General features: G+C 66.3%; 26 protein-coding genes and 1 riboswitch. Of the genes, 3 read left to right on the top strand and 23 right to left on the bottom strand.

Features of this window, described 5'->3' with window-relative positions:
- Window positions 1–16: 16 nt before the first annotated feature.
- A complete protein-coding gene (locus tag ACOYW5_RS10445) occupies window positions 17–715 on the bottom strand; it encodes a cysteine hydrolase (RefSeq protein ID WP_423069190.1) in 699 nt (232 codons plus the stop codon).
- A gap of 334 nt (window positions 716–1,049) precedes the next feature.
- On the opposite strand from ACOYW5_RS10445, the gene ACOYW5_RS10440 reads away from it, so the two are divergent.
- Both ACOYW5_RS10440 and ACOYW5_RS10435 read left to right on the top strand, forming a co-directional pair.
- The gene (locus ACOYW5_RS10440) at window positions 1,050–2,096 is read left to right on the top strand and encodes a substrate-binding domain-containing protein (RefSeq protein WP_423069189.1); all 1,047 of its coding nucleotides are present in this window, start codon (window positions 1,050–1,052) and stop codon (window positions 2,094–2,096) included.
- Between the two features lie 217 nt (window positions 2,097–2,313).
- Entirely contained in the window at window positions 2,314–2,724 is a 411-nt protein-coding gene (locus tag ACOYW5_RS10435) for a MarR family winged helix-turn-helix transcriptional regulator (RefSeq protein ID WP_423069440.1), read from the top strand.
- 41 nt (window positions 2,725–2,765) lie between these two features.
- On the opposite strand, the gene ACOYW5_RS10430 is transcribed toward ACOYW5_RS10435, so the two are convergent.
- From ACOYW5_RS10430 to ACOYW5_RS10390, 9 genes are all read right to left on the bottom strand, one after another.
- Window positions 2,766–3,755 carry an ABC transporter permease gene (locus ACOYW5_RS10430; RefSeq protein ID WP_423069188.1) on the bottom strand — a complete coding sequence of 330 codons (990 nt, stop codon included), beginning with the start codon at window positions 3,753–3,755 and terminating at the stop codon, window positions 2,766–2,768.
- 1 nt (window position 3,756) lies between these two features.
- Complete coding sequence (locus tag ACOYW5_RS10425) at window positions 3,757–4,611, bottom strand: ABC transporter permease (protein WP_423069187.1); 855 nt, start codon at window positions 4,609–4,611, stop codon at window positions 3,757–3,759.
- Window positions 4,612–4,623: 12 nt separating this feature from the next.
- A complete protein-coding gene (locus ACOYW5_RS10420) occupies window positions 4,624–6,384 on the bottom strand; it encodes an oligopeptide/dipeptide ABC transporter ATP-binding protein (RefSeq protein WP_423069186.1) in 1,761 nt (586 codons plus the stop codon).
- A gap of 74 nt (window positions 6,385–6,458) precedes the next feature.
- Window positions 6,459–6,562: riboswitch (guanidine-I (ykkC/yxkD leader) on the bottom strand.
- Window positions 6,563–6,681: 119 nt separating this feature from the next.
- The gene (locus tag ACOYW5_RS10415) at window positions 6,682–7,863 is read right to left on the bottom strand and encodes a Gfo/Idh/MocA family protein (protein WP_423069185.1); all 1,182 of its coding nucleotides are present in this window, start codon (window positions 7,861–7,863) and stop codon (window positions 6,682–6,684) included.
- The gene (locus tag ACOYW5_RS10410; protein ID WP_423069184.1) at window positions 7,864–8,844 is read right to left on the bottom strand and encodes an ABC transporter permease; all 981 of its coding nucleotides are present in this window, start codon (window positions 8,842–8,844) and stop codon (window positions 7,864–7,866) included.
- The gene (locus tag ACOYW5_RS10405) at window positions 8,841–9,815 is read right to left on the bottom strand and encodes an ABC transporter permease (protein WP_423069183.1); all 975 of its coding nucleotides are present in this window, start codon (window positions 9,813–9,815) and stop codon (window positions 8,841–8,843) included. The genes ACOYW5_RS10410 and ACOYW5_RS10405 overlap by 4 nt, the downstream gene beginning before the upstream one ends.
- Window positions 9,812–11,335, bottom strand: coding sequence for a sugar ABC transporter ATP-binding protein (locus tag ACOYW5_RS10400; RefSeq protein WP_423069182.1), 1,524 nt, complete (start codon window positions 11,333–11,335; stop codon window positions 9,812–9,814). The genes ACOYW5_RS10405 and ACOYW5_RS10400 overlap by 4 nt, the downstream gene beginning before the upstream one ends.
- A 74-nt stretch (window positions 11,336–11,409) precedes the next feature.
- On the bottom strand, window positions 11,410–12,447 hold the full coding sequence (locus tag ACOYW5_RS10395) for a substrate-binding domain-containing protein (RefSeq protein ID WP_423069181.1): 1,038 nt from the start codon (window positions 12,445–12,447) through the stop codon (window positions 11,410–11,412).
- 42 nt (window positions 12,448–12,489) lie between these two features.
- On the bottom strand, window positions 12,490–13,404 hold the full coding sequence (locus ACOYW5_RS10390; protein ID WP_423069180.1) for a sugar phosphate isomerase/epimerase family protein: 915 nt from the start codon (window positions 13,402–13,404) through the stop codon (window positions 12,490–12,492).
- A 230-nt stretch (window positions 13,405–13,634) separates the two neighbouring features.
- Here ACOYW5_RS10390 and ACOYW5_RS10385 point away from each other — a divergent pair, with 230 nt between their 5' ends.
- On the top strand, window positions 13,635–14,684 hold the full coding sequence (locus ACOYW5_RS10385; RefSeq protein WP_423069179.1) for an aldo/keto reductase: 1,050 nt from the start codon (window positions 13,635–13,637) through the stop codon (window positions 14,682–14,684).
- Window positions 14,685–14,690: 6 nt separating this feature from the next.
- Here ACOYW5_RS10385 and ACOYW5_RS10380 read toward each other — a convergent pair whose 3' ends face one another.
- From ACOYW5_RS10380 to mdoH, 13 genes are all read right to left on the bottom strand, one after another.
- Complete coding sequence (locus tag ACOYW5_RS10380) at window positions 14,691–15,497, bottom strand: alpha/beta fold hydrolase (protein WP_423069178.1); 807 nt, start codon at window positions 15,495–15,497, stop codon at window positions 14,691–14,693.
- A 105-nt stretch (window positions 15,498–15,602) separates the two neighbouring features.
- The gene (locus tag ACOYW5_RS10375) at window positions 15,603–16,400 is read right to left on the bottom strand and encodes a HugZ family protein (RefSeq protein ID WP_423069177.1); all 798 of its coding nucleotides are present in this window, start codon (window positions 16,398–16,400) and stop codon (window positions 15,603–15,605) included.
- Between the two features lie 15 nt (window positions 16,401–16,415).
- Entirely contained in the window at window positions 16,416–17,597 is a 1,182-nt protein-coding gene (locus tag ACOYW5_RS10370; RefSeq protein ID WP_423069176.1) for a TonB family protein, read from the bottom strand.
- A 2-nt stretch (window positions 17,598–17,599) separates the two neighbouring features.
- Window positions 17,600–18,034, bottom strand: coding sequence for an ExbD/TolR family protein (locus ACOYW5_RS10365; protein WP_423069175.1), 435 nt, complete (start codon window positions 18,032–18,034; stop codon window positions 17,600–17,602).
- Window positions 18,034–18,750 carry a protein TolQ gene (gene tolQ / locus ACOYW5_RS10360; RefSeq protein ID WP_423069174.1) on the bottom strand — a complete coding sequence of 239 codons (717 nt, stop codon included), beginning with the start codon at window positions 18,748–18,750 and terminating at the stop codon, window positions 18,034–18,036. The genes ACOYW5_RS10365 and tolQ overlap by 1 nt, the downstream gene beginning before the upstream one ends.
- Window positions 18,750–19,175 (bottom strand): hypothetical protein, encoded by a 426-nt coding sequence (locus tag ACOYW5_RS10355; protein ID WP_423069173.1) that lies wholly within the window; start codon window positions 19,173–19,175, stop codon window positions 18,750–18,752. Before ACOYW5_RS10355 ends, tolQ begins: the two co-directional genes overlap by 1 nt.
- Before the next feature lie 9 nt (window positions 19,176–19,184).
- Window positions 19,185–19,385, bottom strand: a complete 201-nt coding sequence (hemP, locus tag ACOYW5_RS10350) for a hemin uptake protein HemP (RefSeq protein ID WP_423069172.1) — start codon at window positions 19,383–19,385, stop codon at window positions 19,185–19,187.
- A gap of 127 nt (window positions 19,386–19,512) precedes the next feature.
- Window positions 19,513–20,604, bottom strand: coding sequence for a VWA domain-containing protein (locus ACOYW5_RS10345; protein ID WP_423069171.1), 1,092 nt, complete (start codon window positions 20,602–20,604; stop codon window positions 19,513–19,515).
- A gap of 15 nt (window positions 20,605–20,619) precedes the next feature.
- On the bottom strand, window positions 20,620–21,552 hold the full coding sequence (locus ACOYW5_RS10340; RefSeq protein WP_423069170.1) for a DUF58 domain-containing protein: 933 nt from the start codon (window positions 21,550–21,552) through the stop codon (window positions 20,620–20,622).
- Window positions 21,527–22,546 (bottom strand): AAA family ATPase, encoded by a 1,020-nt coding sequence (locus ACOYW5_RS10335; RefSeq protein ID WP_423069169.1) that lies wholly within the window; start codon window positions 22,544–22,546, stop codon window positions 21,527–21,529. Before ACOYW5_RS10335 ends, ACOYW5_RS10340 begins: the two co-directional genes overlap by 26 nt.
- 28 nt (window positions 22,547–22,574) lie before the next feature.
- Window positions 22,575–23,600 carry a S1C family serine protease gene (locus ACOYW5_RS10330; protein WP_423069168.1) on the bottom strand — a complete coding sequence of 342 codons (1,026 nt, stop codon included), beginning with the start codon at window positions 23,598–23,600 and terminating at the stop codon, window positions 22,575–22,577.
- A gap of 135 nt (window positions 23,601–23,735) precedes the next feature.
- Entirely contained in the window at window positions 23,736–24,977 is a 1,242-nt protein-coding gene (locus ACOYW5_RS10325) for an OpgC family protein (protein WP_423069167.1), read from the bottom strand.
- Window positions 24,964–26,709 (bottom strand): glucans biosynthesis glucosyltransferase MdoH, encoded by a 1,746-nt coding sequence (gene mdoH / locus ACOYW5_RS10320; protein WP_423069166.1) that lies wholly within the window; start codon window positions 26,707–26,709, stop codon window positions 24,964–24,966. The genes ACOYW5_RS10325 and mdoH overlap by 14 nt, the downstream gene beginning before the upstream one ends.
- Window positions 26,710–26,713 lie beyond the last annotated feature (4 nt).

The raw sequence follows: 26,713 nt of genomic DNA, 5'->3' as shown, positions 1-26,713 counted from the left end.
CCCGGGCCGCTGGGGGTCAGGCCGCGGCCTTGACGGCGGATTTCTCGATCAGGTCGAGCAGGTACGGGGTGTCCATCACGTCGGCGAAGATCGTGTACATGCTGATCAGCGTGCCGAGATGTTCTTCGTCCGACAGCGTCGCGTTGGCGTCGGACATGAAGATCACCTTGTAGCCCATCTGCAGGGCGTCACGGGCCGTGCTTTCGCAGCAGCAATTGGTCAGCGTGCCCGAAATGATCAGCGTGTCGATGCCCTTCTGCTTGAGGATCGCATCCATGTCGCAGGTCTCGGGGATCAGGGCCGAGAAGCGGGTCTTGTCGACGATGATGTCGCCCGCCTTCACCTCCATGCGCGGATCGACTTGCCAGTCCGGCTTACCGGCCGCCATCGTCTCCTGCGCGTCGCGCTGGCTCGGCGGCAGGGTGGCGAACCAGTATTCCCAGCTGTGTTTTTCGCCGAGGTCGTAGGTGTAGCGGGTGAAGACGTTCACCCCGCCCGCCTGCCGCACTGCCTCGGAGATGGTGTTGATCGTCCCATAGATCTCGCGCGTCATCGGCACTTCGATCGGCGCGCCGACCTCGACGAAGCCGACCTGCATATCGACGCAGACATGGGCCACCTTGTTCATATCGAGGGAGCTGTAGATGTGGTCGCTGCCGTTGCGCAGCTTGCGCATGCGCTCGACGATATGGCCGGGAAGGGTGACGTTGTGCATCAGAGTATCCTCTCGTGCTTCAGGAAAAGTCTCGGTTCAGGAGAGATGGAGGCCACTCTCGGCCTCTCGTCGGCTGACCGCGAGGGCGTGCGGCTCCTCGGCGTCCATCGCGAGTCTCCAATTGATATCATCGCCGATAGTCAAATATGAAAATATCAACAATGCAAGTGGAGTCTTCACGCTGGTTGTGCCTGATCCTTAGGCATGTTGACCATTCGATCAAAAAAGCATCAATCGTTTGACAAGCGGTTTACGAGCGTTCAGTGTGCCCCGTCGCCACGAACCGTATGATCGTTCGCGCGGCAAGTTTCGTGGACTGCTTGCGGAGGGGTGCATGAAAGTCGGGATGCTGCATCCGAGAAGCGGAATCGCCGGAATGTGGGCTCCGGCCATGGATGCCGCCGCCATGCTGGGCGCCGCCGAAATCAACGCCAACGGCGGGATCCTCGGCGAAGAGGTGGAGATCGTCTTCGGCGATTGCGGCTTCACCCTCGATGTCGCGCTGAACGCCGTTGATACGCTGATCGAGATGGAAGGCGTGGATGCCATCGTCGGCAGCCACACGTCGAACCTGCGCGATGCGATCAGCCGCCAGGTCAGCGCCCGTCTGCCCTACATCTACACCTCGCAATACGAGGGCATCGCGGTCGGGCCATCGACCGTCGCCATCGGCTCGACCGATGGTGAACTGCTCGGCCCATCCCTGAACTGGCTCAAGACCGAGAAGCAGGCCGACCGCTATTTCTTTGTCGGCAACGACTACATCTGGCCACGCATGGCCCTCGGCACCACCAAGCGGGTGCTGCGCCAGCAGAACTCCGACCTCGTCGGCGCAGCCCTGGTGCCGACGCAGCCGCAGGATTTCACGAATCTGATCCGCCAGATCGCCCGTTCGGGGGCGCAGGTCGTGGTGCAGGCGCTGGTCGGGCAATGTTCGGTCGAGTTCAACCGCGCCTTCGCAGCTGCCGGGCTCGATCAGAAAATGCTGCGCTTCGGTCTCATCGTCGATGAGACCGTGGTATGCAACATCGGCGCAGACGCGACGACCAATCTCTTCACGGCATCGAGCTACTTCGCCGTTCAGCACTCGCGGCGGAATGACAGTTTCCTCGAGCGCTACCACGAGGCCTTCGGCGCCCTTGCGCCGCCGGTCTCGGCCGGCAGCGTGAGTATCTACGAGGGCCTGCACGTACTGGCGGGCCTCGCGAGCGACCTCAGGACGCTGGACAGCCGCGCGCTGGCCCGCGAACTGACCCGGCCGATGTCGCGCCCGCTGGCCCGGCACATGCTCGAGGACAAGCCGATCGGCGTGAAGCCGCCGGTCTATCTCGGCGAGGCCGATGGCGCGACCCTCCAGGTGGTCGCGCAGCTGCAGCACTGACGCCGCTGCCGGATCCCGCAATTTAGTTGCATCGGCAATATTGTCAGACTGAAGTCGTAGTGATATGCACGCGCCAATGACGGCGTGCGGTGATTCCGCACGCCAGACTCGGCGCAACTCTCGCTCACCTCCTGTTCAAAGGTCGGAACGCGAGTGGCGCATCCTGCGTTACTTGAACTGAAGACTATTGAAAATACGGGAGGACGAGTTGGCACAGATGCGGATGAAGGATCAGCTGGCCTACATGATCGCCAGCATCAACCGGCAGCTCGAAGCCGAGCTCGAGGAGCGTCTGCGCCCGGGCGGCGTGCCGATCGAGCAGTATCGCATCCTCGAAGTGCTCGATGCGAGCGAGCCGGCGGCGATGGGCGAGATCGCCCAGCAATCGCTGATCGAAGCGCCGACCCTCACCAAGATCGTCGACAAGATGGTGGCCGAGGGCCTCGTCTATCGGGCGCCCGACCCGAACGACCGCCGCCGCGTCCTCATTCTCACCGCCCCGGGCGGCAAGGCCCTGTTCAAGCGCCTGCGCGGCGTCTCGACGGCCCAGGAACAGCGCATCGTCGACCTGCTGGAGGGCGACAAGGCCGCCGCGCTGCGGGATCTGCTGAAAGAGCTCATCCAGTAGGCGCAAGTCGCTCTTGATCCCCCACAACCGGGGAAGATCAGTCAGAGCGCGATCCGCGGATCGGCGACCGACTGCAGCACTTCCACCAGCATGGTGACGAGGATGTAGAACGCCCCGAACACCATGGCGATGCCGAGCACGGCCGGCAGGTCGGAGCTTCCGAAGGATTGCACGGTGTAGAGCCCAAGCCCCGGCCACGAGAAGATGCGCTCGACGATCAAGAGGTTCCCGTAGAGCAGGCCGACTTGCAGCCCGAGCATGGCGAGCGGTGCAGAGGCAGCGTTACGCAGGCCGTGGCGGAAGAAGATGCGGCCGCCGCTGAGGCCCTTGCCGCGCGCCGTGCGGATGTAAGGCTGGCGCATCACATCGACGAGCGCGGAGTTGAGCGCCCGCCCAACGCCAATGGCGATCGGCACCGATAGCGCCAGCCCGGGCAGCACCATGTGCCAGATCGCATTGAGCGAGATATCCGGCCGCCCGAGCAGCAGTCCATCGAGGACGAAGAAGCCGGTGGGTCCGGTGAAGCGGCGGATATCGAGGCGCCCGCTGCCCGGGAACCAGCCGAGCTTGAACCACAGGAAATAGGCCAGCAGCAGCGCTGTCAGGAAGATCGGGAACGAGCCCGCCGCCAGCATGCCGAGCCGTACGCCGCCCGAGCGGGCCATCGTCGTCTGCGCAAACGCAAGGAGGAAGGCGAAGCTAGTGCCGAGCAGCATGGCAAAGACGATCAGCTCGAGCGAGGCCGGGCCGTATTTCAGCACGTCGGCCGCGATGGGCTGGCGGGTGCGGATCGAGGTACCGAGATCGCCCTGGGCGAGGCGGCTCATGAACTGCCCGTATTGGACCAGCAATGGCTGGTCGAGGCCGAGTTCGGTGCGGATGCGCTCGATCGTTTCGACGGGCGCGGAAGGGCCGGCAAGGGCGCGGGCCGGGTCGGCCGGGATGATCGCTTGCAGGCAGAAGACGATGAAGCTCATCACCACGAGGACGAGGACGAGGCCGCCGAGGCGTTTGGCGAGATAGGGCAGCATGTCATGCACCTCGAAGGGCGGAGCGGATGCCGTCGCCGGCGAGGTTGGCAAGGATCGACATCACGAAGATCACCAGCGCCGGGATGATCGGCAGCCACCAGTAAGCGGTGAGGCTGTCGACCGAGCGCGAGGTCATGGCGCCAAGCTCGGGCGCCGGGGCAGGGAGGCCGAGGCCGAGGAAAGAAATCACCGACAGCGTGAGGATGATGTTGGCGACATCGAGCGTCGCCGCGACCGCCAGAGCGGGAATGGCGCCCGGCAACAGGTAGCGGAACATCAGGCGCGGGCCCTTCACCCCGGCGATACGCGCCGCCTCGACATGCGGCCGGGCGCGGATGCGGCGGACTTCGTCGCGGGCCATGCGCGCATACCAGGGCCACCAGAAGATGGTGATGGCGATCATGGTGTTGACGAGGCCGGGACCGAGCGCTGCGACCACGGCGAGCGCGATCAGCGTCGAGGGGAGGACGAGGAACAGCTCGACCACGCGCTGCAGCAACGTATCGACCCAGCCGCCGACCATCCCGGCGAAGACTCCGATCACCGTACCGATGACCAGCGCGATGCCGATGACGGCGAGGCCCGGTAGCCAGGTGTAGCGCACGCCGAGGACGACGCGCGAGAACAGGTCGCGCCCGATCTCGTCGGTGCCGAACCAGTGCGCCGCGTCCGGCGGCAGGTAGGCGGCGGCGACCCGCAACATGGGATCGTAGGGCACGAAGAACGGGCCGAAGATGGCGATGAGCGTGATGACGAGCACACCGGCAAGGCCGATGCGCTCGAGCCAGCCGACGCGGCGGAGCCAGGCGAAGGCGGGTGGGGTCGTGGGGGCGGAATGTTCGGTTGCGAGGGCCATTGTCGGTCTCGGTCAGCTGGCGAGCCGCGGCACGGCGCCGACCAGCATTTTCGTGTAGGGCGCCCGTGGTGCGGAAATCACCTGGTCTGGCTCGCCGATCTCGACGAGATGGCCCTTCTCCAGTACCGCGATGCGATCGGCGATCAGCCGGGCCGCGGCGAGGTCGTGGGTGACGAACAGCATGGCCATGCCCATGCTGCGGCGGAGACTCCCGAGGAGGTTCAGCGTCTGCGCCGCGAGCGACACGTCCATGGCGCTGATCGGCTCGTCACAGAGCAGCAGCTTTGGCGGCACGACCACCGCACGCGCCACGGTGATGCGCTGGCATTGGCCGCCCGAGAGTTCGCTCGGCAGCGCGTGCTGCAGCGCCGGATCGACACCGACCAGCTTCAGCGCCTCGGCAATCTTCTTGTCCTGCTCGTGCCGGCTGAGGCCGAGCGGGCGGAGGCGATCGCGGATCTGTTCTCCCACCGTGAGCCAGGGCGTTAGCGCGGCCACGGCGTCCTGAAACACCACTTGCGGCGGGATACCGCCGAACCACGAGACGTCGCCCTCGTCGGGGGCGAGGAGCCCCGCCGCGATGCGGAGCAGGGTCGATTTGCCCGAGCCGCTTTCGCCCACCAGCGCGACGCACTCGCCCTGCTGGATGCGGAGGTCGATGCCGGCGAGCACCTGGGTCTGACGGGCCGGACGCAGGAGCCCGCGCTTCGGGCCGAAGCTCTTCTTGATGTGGTAGAGCTCGAGGGCATTGGCTTCGCCGGCTGTCGCGGGCGGCCATGCTGGAGCTTCCCGCACCCGGGCCATCAGGTCGGGCACCCGATTGGACTGGAAGCACGCGACCTGCCGCCCATCCTGCCGGCGCACGAGGTCGGGCCGGCGCTCGGAACACTCGGCTTCGGCCAGGGGGCAGCGGGTGACGTAGCTGCAGTGCGCGCCGCTCGGCCGCGCTCGCAGCTGCTCCGAGGCGAGCGTGCCGAGCTGGCGGCTGCGATCGGAATCGAGGTCGAAGCGAGCCGAGAGCAGGCCCGCCGAGTACGGGTGCGACGGCGCGGCGATCAGCGCACGCGTATCGCCGACTTCGGCGACCCGCCCGCCATAGAGCACCATCACCCGGTCGGCGAGTTCCGCCGCGACGGCGAGATCGTGGGTGATGAACAGGGTGGCGGTGTTGTGCTCGCGGGCGAGATCGCGGAGCAGGGCGAGGATCTGCGCCTGCACGGTGACGTCGAGCGCCGTCGTCGGTTCGTCGGCGATCAGCACGCGGGGGCGGGCCGCCATGCTCATCGCAATCAACACGCGCTGGCGCTGGCCGCCGGACAGGCGGTGCGGCATGTCGGCGGCGATGCGCCTGGGGTCGGGCAGGCCGGTGCGGGCCAGCCACTCGAGCACTTCGTCGGCGCCGAGCCCGCTCTCGCGCAACTGCGCGCCGATGCTCATTGTCGGGTTGAGTGCACCCATCGGATCCTGCGGCACGGCGCGGACGAGACTGCGGCGGATATCGCGCAACTCATGCGGCTTCGCGCCGACGATCTCACGACCGGCTAGCCGGATGCTGCCGGAGACATCGGGCTGCGCCTCGTCGGGGAGGAGGCCCTGCAGGGTGAGTCCGATGGTGGATTTGCCCGAGCCGCTTTCGCCCACCAGCGCGACGACTTCGCCGGGGGCGAGATCGAAGTCGATCCCGTCGAGCACGGTGTTGGCGCGGCCGTCGCGGCTCAACCGGACGTGGAGGCCGCGGATGGAAAGAACGGGGACCTCGGATACGGTAGACATCGCTGGAAGAGTCATTGCTCCCTCAGGTTGAGGGATGACGAGACGCTGCGCTCGCCAATCCCTTGGCTAACGAGGTCTCCCGGGCTTTTGTCCCGCCGTGCACCTGGCGGGATGTCTCTCCCGGCCAGTGGCAGCTCTCGGACCAGACGCTTTCGCCGGAACCCTAGCCGCCAACTCGGAACCAGTGATGCAATCCGCGTGCCAGCGGCTTTGGCGGCGGTTTTCCGCGGCTCAACGGCTCCGACCGACAAGGATCATGCCGAGTTTATCGGCAACGCTGGTCAAAGATTGGGCGCGTCAGCTGCCGAGTTCGGTCCAGGCACCACTGGCAGCCGCCGACCGCACTGCTGCATTGACGAAGCGGACGCCGCGGGCACCGGCGCGGACATCCGGGACGAGCGCGACGAGTCTTGGGTCGGGCGTCTCGCCCGAACGGTGGGCGCGGATGATGGCGGCGGCGTCGCGGTAGTAGTTGGCGAAGGCCTCGATATAGCCCTCCGGATGCGCAGCCGGCATGCGCGAGGCGCGCTGGGCTTCGGGACCGGAACCGGCGCCGCCACGGATGATGGTGCGGCTCTCCTCGCCATAGCGCGAGAAGCGCAGTTCCTCGGGGCGGCCGCCGTACCACTCTAGCCCGGCTTTATCGCCATAGATGCGAACGGAGAGGTCGTTGTAATGGCCGGGCGAGGTCTGGCTGGCGACGAGCGTGCCGCGCACTCCATCGCTCCAGCGCATCAGCACATGGGCGTTGTCGTCGAGGCGGCGGCCCGGCACGGCGGTGAAGAGGTCGGCCGCCACCGCCTCGGCATCGAGGCCTGAGGCGAAGGCGGCGAGGTTGAAAGCGTGGACGCCGATATCGGCGAGAACTGCCGATTCGCCCGCCCGCGCCGGGTCGGTGCGCCATTCGGCCTGCTTGTTGCCATCGGCATCGACGGGGAGCGTCAGCCAGTCCTGGATGTAGCTGGCATGCACCGAGACCAGCCGACCCAATTCGCCGGCCGCAACCATCTCGCGGGCCTGCCGCACCATGGCGTAGCCGGTGTTGTTGAGCGTCACGAGCAGCTTGCGATTGAGGCGATCGGCCAGTGCCACCAGCGCCTCGGCTTCGGGCAGCGTCGCCGACAGCGGCTTGTCGCAGATGACGTCGATGCCGGCTTCGAGGAAGGTCGTGGCGATGGGCGCATGCAGGTGGTTCGGCGTCACGATCACCACCGCTTCGATGCCGTCGGCGCGCTTGGCCTCGGCTTCGGCCATCTGCCGGCAATCGGCATAGCTGCGATCGGGCGCGATACCGATTTCCGCTGCCGACACCGCTGCGTTCTCCGGGTCCGACGAAAGCGCACCGGCGACGAGGCTGATCTGGTCGTCGAGGCGCATGGCGAAGCGATGCACGGCGCCGATGAAGGCGTTGCGCCCACCGCCCACCATGCCGACGCGCAGTTTCTCGGCGGCGCGGCCGTCGGCCGTTGCGTAGACCATTCAGCGGTCCTCGATAATGCGGAGATAGGCGGCGGTGACGAAGAGGATGATCAGCCCGAAGATGATCATCCGGGCCCCCTCGGGGATCTGGAGGATCGTCAGGATCGTGGTGATCACGCGGAGGATCAGCGCCCCCACGATAGTGCCGACATAGCCGCCACGCCCACCGAAGATCGAGGTGCCGCCGATGACGGTCGCGGCAACGGCGGGCAGCAGCAGCGGCTCGGCCAGCGTCAGCGAGGCGGCCTTGATCAGCCCGATATAGAGCATGCCGGTGATGCCCGCGAGAATGCTGGAGCTGACATAGAGCGTCAGGATCACCTGCCAGTATTTGACGCCCGAGAGGCGTGATGCTTTCTCGTTGTCGCCTACCGCGTAGAGCAGGCGGCCGAAGCCGGTGTAGCGCAGGGTGAAGATGATCAGCGCCGCCAGCGGCACGAATACCAAGAGCGAATTCGGCACGCCGTAGCTGAGGCCCGTGCCGAGCCACTTCAGCCAATCCGGCACGAGGAAGCCGGTGGCGATCACGGTGCGCTGGTAGACCTGCAGGCTACCGAAGGCGACGAGCCCGGTGCCGAGCGTCATGATCAGCGGATGCACGCGGAAGATGCCGACGCCGATGCCGTTGGCGAGCCCAACAAGGATAGCCGGCAGCATGGCGAGCGCAAAGGCAACGGCCGGATCGTTGTGCACCACCTGCGTCGTCAGCACGAACGCGCTGACCGTCGCGACCGTGCCGACCGACATGTCGATACCGCCGGTCAGCATCGTCATGGTCTGGCAGCCGGCGAGCAGCGCCAGCGGAATGGCGAACTGGATCGTGCTGGCGATCCACCGCGCATTGACGATGCCCGGCTGCATGATCTGGAGGAACGCGACCAGCGCGGCGAGCAGGATCACCAGCGGCACGATCGGATAATCGCTCATGAAGCGCTTGAGGCGGCGGCCGAACGAAACCGGGGCAGGGGCAACCATGGTCATGGCGAGCGTGCCCTCATGGCAAGGAAGGCGCCGAGCATCACCACCACCACCATGATGGTGCCCTCGACGATGGTGGCGACATTGGGATCGACGGAGAGCAGTGTGAGATCGGTCCGCACCAGCCGCAGCACGAACACCGCAACGATCGGGCCGACGAGACCACCGCGCCCACCGCCGAGCACGACTCCGCCGAGAACGACCGCCGCGACGCTGGCGAGGAGGTAGGGGCCGGGGATCGGTGCGCCGATGCCAGTGCTCATGGTCAGGGACAGCCCACCCATCGCGGCGAAGAGCCCGGCGAGCGCGTAGGCCGCGATCTTGGTGCGCGCTACCGGCACGCCGCTGCGATAGGCGGCGAGTTCGTTCGAGCCGATGGCGTAGATCGAAAGCCCGAGGCGCGAACGCTTCAGCGGGATCCAGACGAGGGCGAGGCAGGCGATCAGGAGGATCAGCGCGCTGGGAATCCAGGCCGTAATCTCTGGCGGCACACCGGGGATTGGCAGCGTGCCGACGACCGTCGCCTTCAGCCACAGTGCCGCGCCGCCGCCGGGTGAGGCGAGGATCAGCAGCGCCACGCCCTGGAACACGAACAGCATGGCGAGGGTCACGACGATGTCGGGTACCCGCGTCACGACGATCAGGATGCCGTTGACTGCACCGAGGCAGACGCCGAGCGCCAGCACCAGCGGCACGACGAGGATAGCGAACTCCTCGCTCGCCCCGTTCATCAGCACGGCGGCGGTGACGCTGGTCACCGCCATCATCGAAGCGACCGAGAGATCGATACCGCCCGCGATGACGACGATCGCCTGCGCCGCGACCGCAAAGGCATAGGGCAGCACGGCGCGCACCAGCGAGCCGAAGTCGTTGGCGCCGTAGTGAGGCTGGATGATGCGGGTGGCGATGAACAGCAGTATGAACAGCACGCAGAGGCCGATCACCCAGCTGTTGCGGCGGATGAAGGCGCTCATGGCGCCGCTCCTGTGCCGGGTGCTGCCAATACCCCGACATCGGCGGCATCCCGCGCGAGGCCGTAGGCGGCCCGCGTCAGCGCCGCTTCATCGGCGATTTCCACCGGCATCACATCTACGACCCTGCCGCCAAAGATGACGATGACGCGGTCGCAGGCCAGCTGAATTTCCGCGAGCTCGGAGGTGTAGAACAGCACCGACTTGCCCTGGTTGGCCAGCTCGCGCATCAGCCCGTAGATCTGCTGTTTGGTACCCACGTCGATGCCGCGGGTCGGATCGAAACAGAGCACCGTGCGCGCGTCCGCCGCGATCCAGCGGGCGATTGTTACCTTCTGCTGGTTGCCGCCCGAGAGCCGCTGGGCCTCGCGCTGGGCACGGGTGTCGATCTGCAGCCGGCCGATGGCCTCGCCGACCACCGAACGCTCGCGTCCGAGATTGATCGGCCCCCAGCGCCTGACCGGCGCGCTGAACGGCAGGGCGATGTTCTCGCGCACCGAGCGATGCATCAGCAGCGCTTCGCTGCGGTCGCCCGGCACATAGGCGAGCCCTTCGTCGATGGCATCGCGCGGATGGCTGAAGCTGACCCGCTTGCCGTCGACCTCGATGGTCCCGCCGGCCGGCTTGATGGCGCCGGCGAGCGCGGCGAACAGCTCGTCCTGCCCCTGGCCCTCGAGCGCGACGACGCCGGCCACCTCGCCATTGTGGAGATCGAACGACACATCGTGGAGCTTGGTGCCGAGCCGCAGGTTCCGCACGCTGAGCCGTGGCTGCGCCTCGGTGACTCGCGCAGCGCTGATCGACCCTTCAGCGCGGCGGCGCTCGATCTTTTCGCCGAGCATCAGCTCGACGATCTTTTCCTCGATGCCGGGCACGATATCGACGACGCCGACCGTCTCGCCGTCCCGCAGCACCGTGGCCCGGTCGCAGAGCGCGGCGATTTCGACGAAGCGGTGCGAAATGAAGATGACGGACCGGCCGGTCTTGCTCTGCGCCTTCACCACCTCGAGCACGCGTTCGGCGAGGTTGGCGGGGAGCGCGGCGGTCATCTCGTCGAGCAGCAGCACATCGGGCTCGACGGCGAGCGCGCGGGCGAGATCGAGCACACGCTGGATGGCGAGCGGCACATCGCGCGCCGTCGTGCCGAGGTCGAGGTCGTCGACCCCGAGTTCCTTCACCCAGCCACGAAAGGCCTCGACCGGCGTGCGCGTGAGCCTCAAGTTCTGCAGCACGTCGAGATCGGGGATCAGTGAGGGTTCCTGGTACACCGGCACCAGCCCGGCGCGGCGCGCTTCGGCCGGCGAGCCGACCTGCGTCTCCACCCCGCGCAGCAGCATGCGGCCGGCGGTCGGCTTGATCGCTCCGGTGAGGATTTTGACCAGCGTGGATTTGCCGGCGCCGTTGGCGCCCATGAGCGCGTGAACTTCGCCCGGCCGAACCTGCAGCGATGCGTCGCGCAGCGCCACCACGGCACCGTAAGTCTTGGCGACGCCCGTGGCGTCGAGAAGCGATTCCGTCGTCACGCGGCCCCCGGATACTGAAAGGGGAGGGACGAGGGCTGCCCGTCGTCTCTCCCCAAAGGCGTCATCAGGTTAGCTTACTCGCCCGGGCCCTTGCAGGCGACGATCTGTTCCTTGGTGTAGGTGGTCCAGCCCGGGATCGAGATCGACACCGGCCATTCGGGGCTCAGCGACGGATCGGCGGCTGCCTTGAGCTGGGCCTTGCCCGCGTCGGTCACGTTCTCCCACAGCGAGGGGTCGACCAGCACGGACTGGCTGGCCGGCTTCTGGCCGTTGAGGATCTGCAGCGCCAGCGTCACGCCTGCACCACCCACGGAACCCGGATTGGTGACCGCCGCGCCCTTGAGGCCTTCGACCGAGTTGAGCTGGCCGACGAAACCCGCGTTATCGGCGCCGACCACCGGTACCAGCGGCGCACCGGATTCAACCAGCGCGTCGACGATGACGTTGTCGATGCCCGAGGTCCAGATGCCATCGAACGGAATGCCCGTGGCGATGTAGTCGAGGATTTGCTGCTTGCCCTGGTCCTGCTGCCAGCCAGTGAACGTCTCCTGGGCGACCTTCACGTCCGGGAACTCGGCGAGGGCCTTCTTGAAGCCGCGGTCGCGGTCGGTATCGGCCGAAGCGCCGGCAGCGCCGCGCATGTAGACCACGCTACCCTTGCCGCCCATCTGCTCGAACAGCCACTTGGCGCCGAGATAGGCATACTGTTCCTGGTTGTTCTGCAGGATGTAGGCGGTCGGCTCGGTGACGTTCTGGTCGACGACCACCACGACGATGCCCGCCGCGCTGGCTTCAGCGAGCGCCGCCTGGATGCCGGCCGGATCGGACGGGTTGACGACGATGGCGTTGACCTTGGCGCTGATCAGGTTGCGGATGTCTTCGAGCTGGCCGGCCGCGTCGGTGTTGCGGTGGGCGATGTTGAGCGACGAGACTTCACCCGAGGCGAGAGCTTGCGCCTTGATCGAGCAGATCATTTCCTCGCGCCAGCCGTTGCCGGCCACCGTGTTCGAGACGCCGATGGTGTACGGACCCGCTGCGAAGGCGCTCGGCGCCGCCGCAAGGGTAGTGCCGGCCAGCAGAACGGGCAGAATAGTCTTCAGTGAAATACGCATGAGTATAGTCTCCTCCCAAAAACTCGCGTTGTCAGATTGCCGTTACTTTACATACGGCTGCAAGATATCCCTCGCGAGCAGGAATCCTCGCTTCACTTTTCCGTCGGTCCCCTCGAAGCGCCGATCTTCGTGCTCGATGATGACAGGACCATCATAGCCGACGCGATAGAGCGCCGAAAAGAACTCGCCCCAGTTGACCTCGCCGAGCCCCGGCATGCGCGGCACCTGCCAGCCCATGCCGGCCGACATGATGCCATTCTCGTAGAGCCCGTCGCGGTCGATCATCAGGTCCTTGGCGTGGACATGGCGCATATGCGCACCGAACTCGCGGATGAAGCGGCCCTGATCGATCATCTGCCAGACGAGGTGCGATGGATCGAAATTCATGCCGATCGCGCCATCCCAGGTGTCGAGGATGCGGCGCCAGATCTTCGGCGAATAGGCGATATTGTGCCCGCCCGGCCATTCGTCGTGGCTGAAGATCATCGGGCAGTTCTCGAAGGCGAGTTGCACGCCCTCGGCCTTGGCGTGGGCGATGATCGCTGGCCAGACTTTCTCGGCATCGGCCCAGTTCTCGTCGAGCGTCTTCTTGGCATCGCCGCCGCAGAACGTGTTGACCAGCCCGACACCCATCTTGGCCGCAGCGCTGATCACCAGCTTCAGGTGATCGGCCACGGCCGTACGGTGGCTTGCATCGGGATGCAGCGGATTGGGGTAATAGCCGAGCGCCGAAATCCCGATGCCCTTGGCAGTGAGCCCGGCCGTGATGTCCTTGCCCTCGGCGGCCGAGAGATTGGCGACATCGATATGGCTGGTACCGGCATAGCGGCGCGTCGGGCCTGAACTGCGGGGCCAGCAGGCGATCTCCAGCGCCTCGAACCCAACCGAGCGCGACCAGTCCGCGACCGCATCGAGCGATGTGTCGGCAAACGGCGCGGTCAGGATACCAAGCTTCATGGACGTCCCCCCTGTTTCCGTTCCCTCACGCAGCGGTCATGCCGACTGCAACGGATTTTGCTATCTTCAGCAATGTGAAGGGCTTGGCAATACGACCATCGAGGCGACACCGGTCAGACACGAGCCGGCCTGACCTTCGACTGATGGACCGCTTTACGTGCGCGCCGCGGTCATGTTCCATCGCGCCCGGACGGCGCGGCCTGCGTTTCGCGTCGCGTGGAGGATAATCGATGAAGTACCGCTATCTCGGCCGTTCCGGCTTGCTCGTTTCGCGCCTGTGCCTGGGCACCATGACCTTCGGCAACACCCAGTGGGGCTGCGACCAGGAAGGCTCGAGCGCAATCGTCAAGAAGTTCATCGAGGGCGGCGGCAACTTCATCGACACCGCCAACAGCTACTCGAACGGCGAGTCCGAGAAGATGCTGGGCGTGGCGCTCAAGGACTACGACCGCGAGCACCTCGTCGTCGCCACCAAGTGCTGGTTCCCGTCCGACAAGGCAATCACCGCCCGCGGCCTCAGCCGGAAGAACATCGTCGAGGCCTGCGAGGCGAGCCTCAAGCGGCTCGATACCGATTATATCGACCTCTACCAATTCCACGGGCCAGACCCCTACACCCCGATCGAGGAGAGCCTCCGCGCCGCCGACGACCTGATCCGCGCCGGCAAGATCCGCTATCTCGGCTGTTCCAATTTCTATGGCTTCCAGATCGCCAAGACCAACGGCGTCGCCGCGCTCAAGGGCTATGAGCCGCTGGTTTCGGCGCAGCATCTCTACAACCTCGTCCGCCGCGACATCGAGCGCGAGATCCTGCCCGCCTGCGACGACCAGGGCCTCGCCATGATCTGCTGGAGCCCGCTCGCCGCCGGTATGCTGACCGGCAAATATCGCGGCGACGACAAGCCGGATGAGAAGTCCCGCATCGGCATCCAGGCCGCCATCACGCTGCCGCGCTACTGGTTTGAGGATTCGCTCAAGATGATCGACCTCGTCGTCGAGACGGCGAAGGACCTCGGCAAGACCCCGAGCCAGGTCGCGCTCAGCTGGCTCTTCGGCGACAAGCGCGTCACCGCCGCCATCATCGGCGCCCGTCGTGTCGAGCAGGTCGAAGAGAACATGCTGGCCGGCGATTTCGACCTGCCCGAGGATATCAGGCAGAAGCTCACCGACGCCATGCCGCTGAAACTCGGCTACCCCTACGAGTGGATGAACATCAACCTGCCCGGCACGTTCGGCCAGGCCGAGTTCGAACCCCCGCACGCCAACCGGTTGCCGCTGTAACCGGCGCTAGGGATTCAGCGAGTCCAGCCAGTCCACCACCACCGCGGTGAACTGGGCTGGCCGCTGGACCGGGGCGAAGTGGCTGACGCCGCCGAGCATCATCAGTCCGGCCCGCGGCAGCGTCCGCGCCAGGTACTCGGCATGCTCGGGCCGGATGAACTCGTCGAACTCTGCCTGCACCACCAGCACCGGCACGTCGATTTCCGCCAGGTTCCCGGCCGAATAGCTTGGCTGAGTGCGCTGCATCACGCCCAGCGCTTCGCTGAACTCGTCGAACCGCTCCGGCGTCGGCGACAGCGCCGCATAGTCCGCCTTGTGGCGCGTGAGGCAGCGCCCGATCCGCTCCGTGAACTCGAACGGATGCGTGCCGGTTTCGTCGACATTGCAGGCAAAGAACAACACCCCGCTCACCCGCTCGCGCTGTTTCCGGGCCATGGCGAGTCCGGTGCAGGCGCCGTCGCTCCACCCGATGATCGGCGCGCTTTCGACCTGTCGCGCGTCCATCACCGCCAGCACATCGTCTGCCAGCTGGACATAGCTGAACGGCCGCCCATCCCAGCTGCTGCGTCCATGTCCGCGACTGTCGATAACAATCACCCGCCGGCCGTTTTCGACCAGCACCGGAACCTGGTGTCCCCAGTTGCCGGCATTGCCCATGCCGCCATGCAGGAGGATCACTGGCGCCCCGGCTCCGTAGCTCGCCGACCAGATGCGAGCACCGTCCGTCTCGGTGAAACCGGCTATATCCGTCGCAGGGAGCGCAGGCGCCCCTGCCGCCGCGAACTGCTCGAGCGTGTCATCGCGAAATTCCATGCCTCAACGTCCTCCGACCGGCTGCCTGGCGCAACTGGTCGAACGAGACGAAGGCCATTCGACAGCTGGAAATACGACCTGAGCCAGAACATCGGCGGACGCAGCCTAGTGGCCGGCGCGCGCGTCCTTGAGCGGTCGGTCGAGACCCCGGCGGGCTTCGCCGGCCATGCGGACCAGGGTCATGTGCATGTCGTGGCTGGAGGTGAGTTCGGTCTCGAACCACACCCGCCGGATGTCGTCGCCATCGACGATATCGATACCCTCGGCATCGATGCCGCAGAGCCGCCAGTTGCCTGCCGGGGCCTTGGCGAAATACTCGGCGTACATCGCCACCGCTTCGGCGTGGTCGTCGTTCATGTGCTCGACTGCATCAGCTTCCGCCGCTGCCAGTTCCGGACTGGCCGGGTTGGCATTGATCAGGTCGGCTCGGGTCAGGTCGAACGCCTTGCCGAACCCGGCATTGAGCGCTGCGCTCTGCACCTCGAGCCGGAAGTAGCGGAAGTCGGGCAGGCTCGAATAGAGCTCGGCCTTCTGCTGGTGGCAGAGGTAGCGGTGGTCGACGCGCTTGTGCTCGTCGCTGTCGCGCTCGATCTCATGTGCCTCGCAGGCGATGGTGATGCGGGCATGCGCCAGCGGATCGCCCTTGCCGGGTGTGCCGACCAGCAACGAGCAGCGCGGATCAGCGAGCAGCGCCGGAGTGTGTGCGGCGAGCCTCGAGGTCAGGATCACCGGCGTCCCGTCGATATCGGTGGAGAGCCCGACGCGCGTCGCGATCGGCCAGCCGGTGCCTGGCGCAACGGTCGCCAGCACCCCTGAACGCGCCGTGCGGATCAGCCCCTTGGCCTGCCGCACCGCTTCCGGCGTCGTCGCCTGCCGCACGTCCTTCTTGTCCTCGTCCTGCATCGCGCTCTCCGAAGCCTACTTCTTGAAATAAACGGGCACGGTGAAAGCCCAGCTCGATCGTCCGGCCGCCTCGGGAATGGGCGGGAACGGCGCTGCGCGGTTCACCGCTGCAACGGCCGCGTCGTCCAGCACGCCGTTTCCCGAACTCCGCGCCAGGGCAACCTTCGACACGTTACCACCGGAACCAACGACAAAGCTCACTAACGCTTCGCCATCCTTGCCCTTTGCCTTGGCCGGGTATCTTGCCGCGCGGGTGACCTTGGCCTGCACGAGGCCTGGGTACTTGCTGGCCGCAGCACTGCCGCCATTATCCTTCTTGCCCTTGCCACCGCCGGATTTGGAACTTGCCGCCGCGTCGGCTTCGGCATTGCCGCCGTTGCCGAGATTAGCCTGCTTGCTCGGTGCCTGCTTCTGCGGCTTGGCTTCGGCCGGCTTCTTGGAAGGCTCGGCCTTCTTCTTGGATTGCTCTTTAGGCTTGGGCTCCGCCTGCTTCGGCTCGGCCGGCTCCTCCACCGGTTTCCGCACGATGCGGGGCAGGGGTACCGGCACGGCCTCGGCCGTTTCCTCGACTTCCGCTATCGTCGGCGAGAGGTTTGCTTCCTGTACCGGCTTGATCGCCTCGACCGGTTTTGCCAGCGTCTCGGGCAGCTTCTGGACCGGCTCGGGAGGAGTGAGTTCGCTGATCGAAGCCGTCCGCAATTGCTCGAGTGGGTCGGACCGCGATGGCTTCACCGTATCCACGACGATGGTTGCGGCCTCGCTCGTCACCTGGGGGATCGCGGCCGCGATCGGTTGTCTCGTCTCGGTGGCGGCAGTCAGCACCACCGCCGAAACCAGTTCGTCCGTCTCACTGGTCTCGGCCGCAGCAGGCGCTGCAGCGACTTCCTGCTCAGCTTCCGCCACCTTCTTGGGTAGCGCGATGTCTGCCGTTTCCGCCACATCCGCGGTCACTTGCTGCGCCTCGACCACCTCTGGCACGTCCATGGCCTCATGGTCTTCGCCGGCCGAAACCAGGTTCCGGTTCGTCTGCGTCACCACTTCGCTCGGCTCGGTCGAAACCATGTCCATCGAGATGACGCTGACCGAGACCGACTCCGCGTCGGCTTCATCGACCACCGGCGGCATGTTCAACGCCGCCCAGGCCCCGGCGATGAGGCCGAGGTGGATGAGCGCCGATGCCGCCATGGCCTTGCGCATCGTCAGCCCTCGCGCTGCCGCGTGATGAGGCCGATGCGCGCATAGCCTTCACCCGACAGCGCGCCCATCACTTCCATGATGAGCCCGTAATCGGCATCCGCGTCACCGCGGAGGTAGATGCGCTGTTCCTTGCCCGCTTCACCGGCTTCGGTCGCGACGGAAGCGAGCAGCGTATCGACCGTGATCTGGTCCTCGCCGAGATAGATCTCGCCCTTGGCATTGATTGAGACGGTCAGCGGTTTGGCCGTATCGACTTTCAGTTCCGGCGCGCTGGTCTGCGGCAGGTCGATGGGCACGCCGGTCGCGAGCAGCGGCGCCGTGACCATGAACACGATCAGCAGCACCAGCATCACGTCGACCAGCGGCGTCACGTTGATATCGCCGATCGGCGCGCGTCCACCGCGCCGCCCACGTCCGCCCTGCAGCGAAATGCTCATCAGCCGTTCCCCCTGGCGTCGAGCTGGCGGGAGAGGAGGACCGAGACACGATCCGCGAAGGCTTCGAAGCGCGCGATGATCCGCCCGGAATCGCTCGAGAGCTTGTTGTAGGCGATCACCGCCGGAATGGCCGCGAGGAGGCCGAGGGCGGTGGCGAACAGCGCCTCGGCGATACCCGGCGCCACGACCGCAAGGCTTGTCGACTTGGCGGCGGCAATCGAGGTGAAGGCATTCATGATGCCCCACACCGTACCGAAGAGGCCGATGAACGGGGCAGCGCTGCCGACCGTGGCGAGCAACCCCAGGTTCCGGTCGAGTTTCTCGCTCTCCGCCGCAACCGTCGTATCGAGCACGATGCGTATGCGCGCCTGCAGGCCCGCGGCGTTGGCCGCATTGTCGGCATGCGAGCCGTTCCACTCTTCCATCGCGGCGGCGAACAGCGCGCCCAGCCCCTGGCGCGGTCTGTCCTTGATGCGGGTATAGATCGCACCGAGCGGCTCGCCGGAGGCGAATACCCTGTCGAAGCTCTTCATCTCCCGCCGCGCCTGCGCATAGGCAGCGGCCTTGGCGATGATCACCGCCCAGCAGGCGATCGAGGCGAACAGCAGCCCCAGCATCACCGATTTCACCACCCAGTCCGCCTGCACGAACAGGGCGAACATCGACATGTCGTGGGCCGCCGCGATCGGCTGGATGCTCTCGACCACCGTCTCCATCAGACGCCGAACTCCACCGCGTCGAGGCGCGACACGGTGCTCAGCGCCGCGTAGCAGACCTTGGGGTCGAGCCCTTCGCCGTCGCAGGCGGTGATGTCGTTGATCAGCACCCGGCTCAGCGTCTCGCAGCCGATCTCGCCAATGTCGAACTGCAGCACGCGCGTCTTGCCGTCGGGCATGGCCTTGAACTCGAGCGACACCAGCCGCTCGATGCTGCCGCCGGTACCGAACAGCGCAATCTCGAAGGCCGAGCGCGTCACTTCGGTGCCGAGCTTGTTGGTGGCGAGGAAGGTGACGCGGCAGCCGGTCTCGCTCGGGGTCAGTGCGTTCAGTTCGAGCGCAAGGCCGGGCGCCGGGGGGCTCTCCTGCGCCAGCACCGGGGAGGCGGCCAGCGCCGCTGTGACGATCAGGGGGGCGAGGCGCAAGGCCATCTCCTATTTGTTGAGGACAAGCTTGCCCTGCCGCGTGGTGCGCAGGCGGTAGGTCTGGCCCTGGTGGACGATGGTGATCTCGTTGCTCGAGCCGAACAGCTGCTCCGTGGTGAACACCGGTTGCCCCGCCGGCACGTCCAGCGGCACCGCTTGGTTCGGTAGCGCTGCTATCTCCCGCTGATCCTGCATCCGCACCTTGCTCACCCGCCCGATCGTCCGTCTTAAAAGATGATTGTGATTATCATAATTTGGCGGAGGCGCAAGCGCGACAAAGTGGCGAAGCGCCCTGCGCCCCGCACATCGCTTCGAGTATTAGGGGAGGGGGCGCTGCCTAGGCGATGCGCCCGAACCACCAAAGCGAGAGGCCCGCGGCCAGTGCCGCCAGCAGCGCGCCGGCGCCGGCGAAGAGGAAGGCGATCTCCGTCAGCTTCTTCTCACTGATCAAACGGGTGGAGAGCGACTTGTAGACCTCGGTCAGGTCCGTCGCGCTCGTCGCCGCGTAATACTCGCCCTCGGTCGCGTCGGCGATCGCCTGCAGCGTCGTCTCGTCGAGCTGCGCCCGCATCGAGCGGCCGCCGAAATCGACCACGTCGCCGCTCGCCGAGCCGAAGCCGACCGTATAGACCTTGACCCCATAGTCACCCGCGAGCCGCCCCGCCGCCAGCGGATCCGGTCCTGTCGTGGTAGCGCCATCGGTGAGCAGGATCACCACCGCGCTGTCGTACGAGCCCGGCTCGACCGGCATGTGGGTCTTCGGTTCCTTCGCCGAGAGCAGCGCATCCGGAGTCGGCTGGGTCGTCTGGCCAGGTTGATCGAAGGCCCCGCCGAAACTGAAGCTCGGCAGCCCCAGCCCGTCGCGCGGATCGCCGTCGATGTCGAAATCCTCCTCGGGGAAGATGGTCTTCAGCGCCACCAGCACGCCCGATCCGACCGCCGTACCGCGCCTGAGGTCGAACGCATCGATCGCGTTGTACAGCGCCTCGCGGTCGACGGTTGGGGCCTGTACCAGCACCGCCGCCGAAGCGAAGGCGACGATGCCGACCTGCACATCGGCCGGCTGGCTGCGGATGAATTCCTTCGCGGCGATCTGCGACGCTACGATGCGCGAAGGCTCGACGTCGCGGGCGCGCATCGAGCCGGAAACATCCATCGAGAGGATCACGGTTGCCCGGGCCGACGCTAGTTCCACCACCGCCGCCGGGCGGGCGACTGCGACGATCAGCACCGTGATCGCAGCAAGGAACAGGGCGGGGGGCACATGCCGGCGCCAGCCGACCGACTTGCCCATGGCCTGCTTGACCAGCGCCAGGTTGGCGTAGCGCACGGCGGCCCTCTTGCGCCGCCTGAGCAGCAAGACATAGGCCGCAACCAGCAGCGGCACGAGGAGCAACAGCCACAGCATATCCATCCAGATGAAAGTCATGTCGTCACCCGCCGTCTATCCGCCTGCCGCCGCCGGCAAGCCGCCACCCGCACCGAGCCGCGACTGCACCTTGCGCATGTTGGCAAAGCGCAGCACGGCAGCGACCAGGTCGTCCGTCGTTGAAAGTTCGAGCACGTCGAGCCCCGCCGCCGCGAAGGCATCCATCAGGGCTTGCTCGTTCCGTTCCGCCACCGCCGCGAACCGTCGCCGGAACCGCTTGTCCACCGTATCGACGAACATCTGCTCGCCGGTCTCGGCATCCTGGAACAGCAGCATGCCGATGTCGGGCAGCGCCATGTCGAGCGGATCGAGCAGGCGCACCGCGATCCCCTCGTGGCGCTGGCTGAGCTGGAACAGGCCGGTCTCCCAGCCGGGCTTGGAGACGAAATCGGAGACGACGAAGCAGATCGAGCGGCGCCGGATCACGCTCAGCGCCCGGCCGAGGAAGGCGTTGAGGTCGGTCTCCGGCGAGCGCAGCAGGCGCGGATTGGTCATTACTTTATCGAGGACATGCAGGATGTGCCGCCGCCCCGCATGCGGCGGGATCACGAGGTCCGACTGCCCGTTGAAGAGGATGGCGCCAACCTTGTTGCCCTGCCGGGCGAGGAGGCGCGACACGACCGCGGTGAACTCGGTCAGCACCTGGCGCTTGGTGATCTCGGTCGAGCCGAAATCCACCGACGGCGAGAGGTCGAGCAGGAACCACGCCGTGACGTCGCGGTCCTCATTGTAGACCCGCACATGCGGCACCTGCGTGCGCGCCGTCACGTTCCAGTCAATGTGACGTACATCGTCATGCGCCTGGTATTCGCGCAGGTCGGCGAAATCGAGCCCGAAGCCGCGGAACAGCGTGCGATAGTCGCCCTGCAGCAATCCGTCGAGCCGGCGGATCACCGTCCATTCGAGGCGGCCGAGGAGCTTCTCAGCCTGTCGCGGCGATGCGGACATGCGCCTCCAGGGGTTTTTCGGGGGCGGGAACGGCCTTGAGCACCTGCGCGACGATGTCGTCGGGGGTGATCGATTCCGAGATCGCTTCGTAGCTCAGCACCAGCCGGTGCCGCATCACGTCGCCGATCACGTCGATCACATCCTCGGGCAGCACGTATTCGCGGCCGCGCAGGAACGCGAGCGCCCGTCCGGCCTCGATCATGCTGATCGTCGCGCGCGGGCTGGCGCCATAAGTGATGAAGCGCTGCATGTCGCCGAGACCCACGGAAGCGGGATTGCGTGTCGCTGCCACCACCTTCACCGCGAAGGTGATCAGCGACGGATCGACGAACAGCTTGTGGCACTTGGCCTGCAGCGCGACGAGTTGCTCGGTGGTCGCCACTCGCGTCACCGCCTGCATGAGGCCGGTGACGCGCGAGACGATGACGAATTCCTCCTCTTCGCTCGGATAGCCGACGAGGACCTTCATCATGAACCGGTCGACCTGCGCCTCGGGCAGCGGATAGGTGCCCTCGGTCTCGATCGGATTCTGGGTCGCCATGACGACGAACGGGTTGGGCACCTTGTGGGTTTCGCCCGCAATGGTGACCTGGCGCTCCTGCATCACTTCGAGCAGTGCGCTCTGCACCTTGGCCGGCGCGCGGTTGATTTCGTCGGCAAGCAGCAGGTTGCAGAACACCGGGCCCAGCGAAGTGGTGAAATCACCGGACTTCTGGCTGTAGATGCGGGTGCCGACGAGATCGGACGGCACGAGATCCGGCGTGAACTGCACGCGCTTGAACTGGCCGCCGATCGCCTCGGCCAGCGTGTTGACTGTGAGCGTCTTGGCGAGGCCCGGCACGCCCTCGACCAACAGGTGCCCCTTGGCGAGCAATGCGACCAGCACCCGTTCGAGGAAATGGTCCTGTCCGACCACGACCTTCTTCACCTCGTAGAGCACCTGTTCCATCAGCGAGGCGACGGCGGCGCCGGAGTCCTTCGATGTGTCGTCCATTTTCTCCGTCGGGGTTGGGGTTACTGGGCTAAAGCGGATTCTCTCCTGCCGCGCCGGCGGCGGTTTCGATCGGCACGGCGAAGCCGATACCGGCAAAGGTGCGAAGTCCGGATGGGTTGAGGATGGCGGTAACGATCCCCACCACCTCGCCACTGGCATTGACCAGCGGGCCGCCGGAATTGCCGGGATTGGCCGCCGCGTCGAACTGGATCAGGTGCTCGAGCTTGGTCTGGCCCTCCTGCGCGAAGGCGCGCTCGAGGCCGGAGACAACCCCCGCCGAGGCCGAGGGGCCGATACCGAACGGAAAGCCGACGGCCACCACCGTATCGCCGGGCACGAGGCTGGTGCTTTCGGTCAGCGTCGCCGGAACGAGCTCATCCGGGAGATCGAACGGCCGGATGATCGCGAGATCGCTGTCCGGGCGAGCGCCGACCAGCATGGCGCGCGACTCGGTGCCGTCGGCAAAGGTGACGCGCAAAGTCTTCGCCGCCGCAGCGACGTGGAGGTTGGTGAGGATAGTGCCCTGGTCGTCGATCACGACGCCGGTGCCGACGGCGGTGAACTGCTCGTGGAAGTCCTCTTCGAGCTTGCCGCCCGGCGGATTCTCGGCAGTCGGCTTGTCCGGCTCGCCTGGTTTTGCGGCGGTCGGCTCATCCGCCGTGTCGTCATAGCCGTCGACCCGAACGACCGAGGGAATGATCGTGGCGAAGGCCCGCGACTCGACCGACGGGCCCTGCGGCCGTTCGTCGACAACCTTGTTCACCGCGTTGGTGAACTGCCAGTCGGAGATGCGCTGCGGGTCGGGAGCGATGAAATCGTAGGTGCCGATGAGCAGCAGGGTCACCAGCGCGCCGAGGCCAACGAGAACCGGACCCTGGTGCTTGCCGTAGAGTCCGCGCCACCACGTTCCAGCGCGTTGCCGCAGCGTCGGACCTGGCTCGCTGCCCGGCAGATCGACATAGACGGGATCGACGCCGTTAGGTGCCGTCCATGCTGAGCCTTGTTCGGCTCTGGGCTTTTGTGACCGACTATAGAGCGGTCGCCGTCTCGCCATCAAACGCTCCCGCGCTCGAGTACAGGCAGTCCCCTCCCTCAGGTCATTGAAAGGCTAGTTGAGCCGCAACACCGCTGCCAAGTGCAAAAGCGACGGTTATGCAACGCTCTCTGAAAAGTGAGGGGAAACTTCCCCTCAACTGCCCTGCAACTTACCTGGTACGGCTGCCGCGGCGCGGTGCATTTCCTGAGTACACGTAAGCACATAGGCGAGTCCGACGAGCAGCGTCAGGCCACTGCCGAGCAGCAGCGTATCGAGCCAGAAGTCGGCCTCGATCCCGTCCTTGACCGCCTGCAGCAAAAGGCTGAGCACGGTCCCCACCGCGAACACGGCGAGTCCCTGCCGGCCCATCAGCCGCAGCGGGGTGAGCCACTTGCTTTCCGCCAGCTGCCGCACCCCGCCCAATGAGGCGAAGACGTAGAACAGCGCCAGCGCATGCAGCAGCCGGGGTAGGGCGAGGAAGGTCTTGTCGAACCAGGTGATGTAGAACGGCAGGCCCACGCCACTGAGCCAGCCCAGCGTTTGCAGCCCGGCGCTGCCGATCGGCTTGATCTTGAGCCAGGCGAGGACGAACAGCACGAACGCCGCGCAGGCGCCGAACAGCCACGGGCTGCGCGGCACGAAGCGCTTGCCCTGCTTCATGGCCATGCCCGAGAGGAGGCCGATGACGAACAGCAGCTGCCACGACAGCGGGTTGAAGAACCAGCCGCCCGGCACCGGATAGTTCGGAAAGTTGAGCCGGAACTGCCCCGCCACGACCCAGACGGCGATCGAGCCGATCAGCGTCCGGCCCGGCCAGCGGAGGCCGAGGACGATCACCGCCGGCGTCACCAGCAGCAGCGTCATGTAGAGCGGCAGGATATTGAGATAGCCGAGCTGATGCGTCAGCAGCGGCAGCCCGATCATCGTCGCGAGCGGGTTCGAGAACAGCGGCGCCAGATTGTTCTTGCCGAGGAGGTCATAGAGCCCGAACCACAGCGCCGCCCCGGCAAAGATGCCGAGCGCGATCATCGTGATCGTGAGATGGACGAAATAGAGCTGCCGTGCCCGCGCCCACACCTTGGCGATCGCCGGCCACAGCGGCCCGGTGATGAACCGGCCGGTATAGGCGAGCCCAGCCGCCAGCCCTGACATGAAGACGAAGGCTTCCGCCGCATCGGAGAAGCCGAAATTGCGGCTGGTGAAATTCTCCCATGCGGTGCCCGGCACGTGATTGATGAAGATCATCAGCAGTGCCAGCCCGCGGAACATGTCGAGCCGTGCGTCGCGGCCGGGAGCAATGCCGGCGCGGTTCGCCGCCATGGGCAGTTCGAGCCAGCCCTTGACGCGCTCGCTGAGCGGTGCGCGGGCGAGTGTGGCGGTGTCAGGCGTGGACATGCGCCACTCCGGTAGCTGCACCCTCGGCTAGCGCAGGGCCGTGCTGCGTCCAGCTCAGGTAGATGCGCTGCTGCTCTGTTATCACCGGGGCGGTCTGCGACTCGCTCGGGGTCACGAACAGGAAGGGCTGCCGCCCCTCGCGCGCGCTGTTGGAGGTCCAGGAGATCAGCACCGGCGCAAAGATCGCCGGCAGGCCGACCGGCAGCAGCCACGGCACCAGTTCGCGCGCAAAGCAGATGCCGATGGCGATCACGGCGGCGCCCGCGACCATCACCCACCAGCTCGCAGCAAAGGCCAGCGACAGGCTGACCCGGCTCTCCGACCGGTTGGTCGCCGGCCAGCCGCCATCGAGCCCGAGCAGGATCTCGGTCACCGCCTTGGTCTGGAAGCACAGCATGATCGGCGCCAGCAGCGTCGAGACGAGAATCTCGGTCAGCACCGACAGCCCGGCGCGCAGCGTGCCGCCGAAAGCGCGGTTGCGGCCTGAAAGTGTCGAGCGGAACAGGATCAGCAGCTTGGGCAGGAGCAGCACCACGGCCACGGCAACCGCCAGCACCCAGATCCCCGTCTCGTCGTCGCGCCACCAGTATCGGCCAGGTAGCGCCGCCGAGAGAATGCTGGCCGCCAGCAGCGTCAGCCACAGCGGCGAGGCCATGTAGGCCATGATGCCCTGGACGAAGGTGAACCGGCTCCAGAACTTGAGGCCCGGCGCATCCAGCAGCCGCCGGTGCTGCAGGTTGCCCTGGCACCAGCGCCGATCGCGCTTGGCATATTCGATGAGGTTCTCCGGCCCTTCTTCGTAGGAACCGGTGAGATAGGGGTCGACCTCGACCTTCCAGCCGGCCCGCGACAAGAGCGCCGCCTCGACATAGTCGTGGCTAAGGATGTGCCCGCCCGCCGGCGGCTTGCCCGACAGCACCGGCAGCCCGCAGCTCGCCGCAAAGGCCTGTACCCGGACGATGGCGTTGTGGCCCCAGTACGGACCCTCCTCGCCCTGCATCTGCGCCGTGCCGCGAGCGAAATAGGGGGAGAGGTAGGCCGCCGAGAACTGCATCAGCCGGCCGAACATCGAATGCGCATGGATCACCTCCGGCACGGACTGCAGCAGCCCGAGCCGCTTGTCGGCCTCCATGCGCTTGACCATCGTCCGGATGGTTGCCCCGTCCATCAGACTGTCGGCATCGAGGATCAGCGCGAACTCATAGGCCGCGCCGGACCGCGAGATGAAGTCCTCGATATTGCCGGCCTTCTTGCCGATATTGCGCTCGCGCCGGCGATAGAACACCCGGCCCTCGGCCAGCGGCTCCTTCAGCAGTTGGGCGAACCACACCAGCTCTTCGGCCGCGACCTCGTCGCGATTGGTATCGGAGAGGATGGCGAAGTGGAATTTCTCGGCGATCCCGAGCGCCACGAGGCTGCGGTTCATCGCGGCGACGCGCGAGAAGCTGGCGGCCGCATCCTCGTTGTAAATCGGCATGAGGATGGCCGTCATCGCTTCGGGCGGGGTCTCGTCCAGTTCCTGTCGCGGCATGCGGGTCAGCGCGCCGAGGACGCCCGCCGTACCGCCCCACACCAGCCAGAACCCGGTCATGACGAACAGCGCGGTGCGGAGGACGTCGAGGAAGTTCGTGCCGTCGCTGCCGATGAAGCGCATGTAGAGCCAGCCCGCTCCGAGGCTGATAAGCCCGGATACGGTCAGTGCCACGACGCGGATACGATGCGCCGGTGCCATTGGT

The sequence above is a fragment of the Devosia sp. CN2-171 genome, assembly GCF_049354815.1.
GTDB lineage: Bacteria > Pseudomonadota > Alphaproteobacteria > Rhizobiales > Devosiaceae > Devosia_A.
The sequence above is the reverse complement of the archived record's forward strand: the minus strand, read 5'-3'. Positions and strand labels throughout refer to the sequence as shown.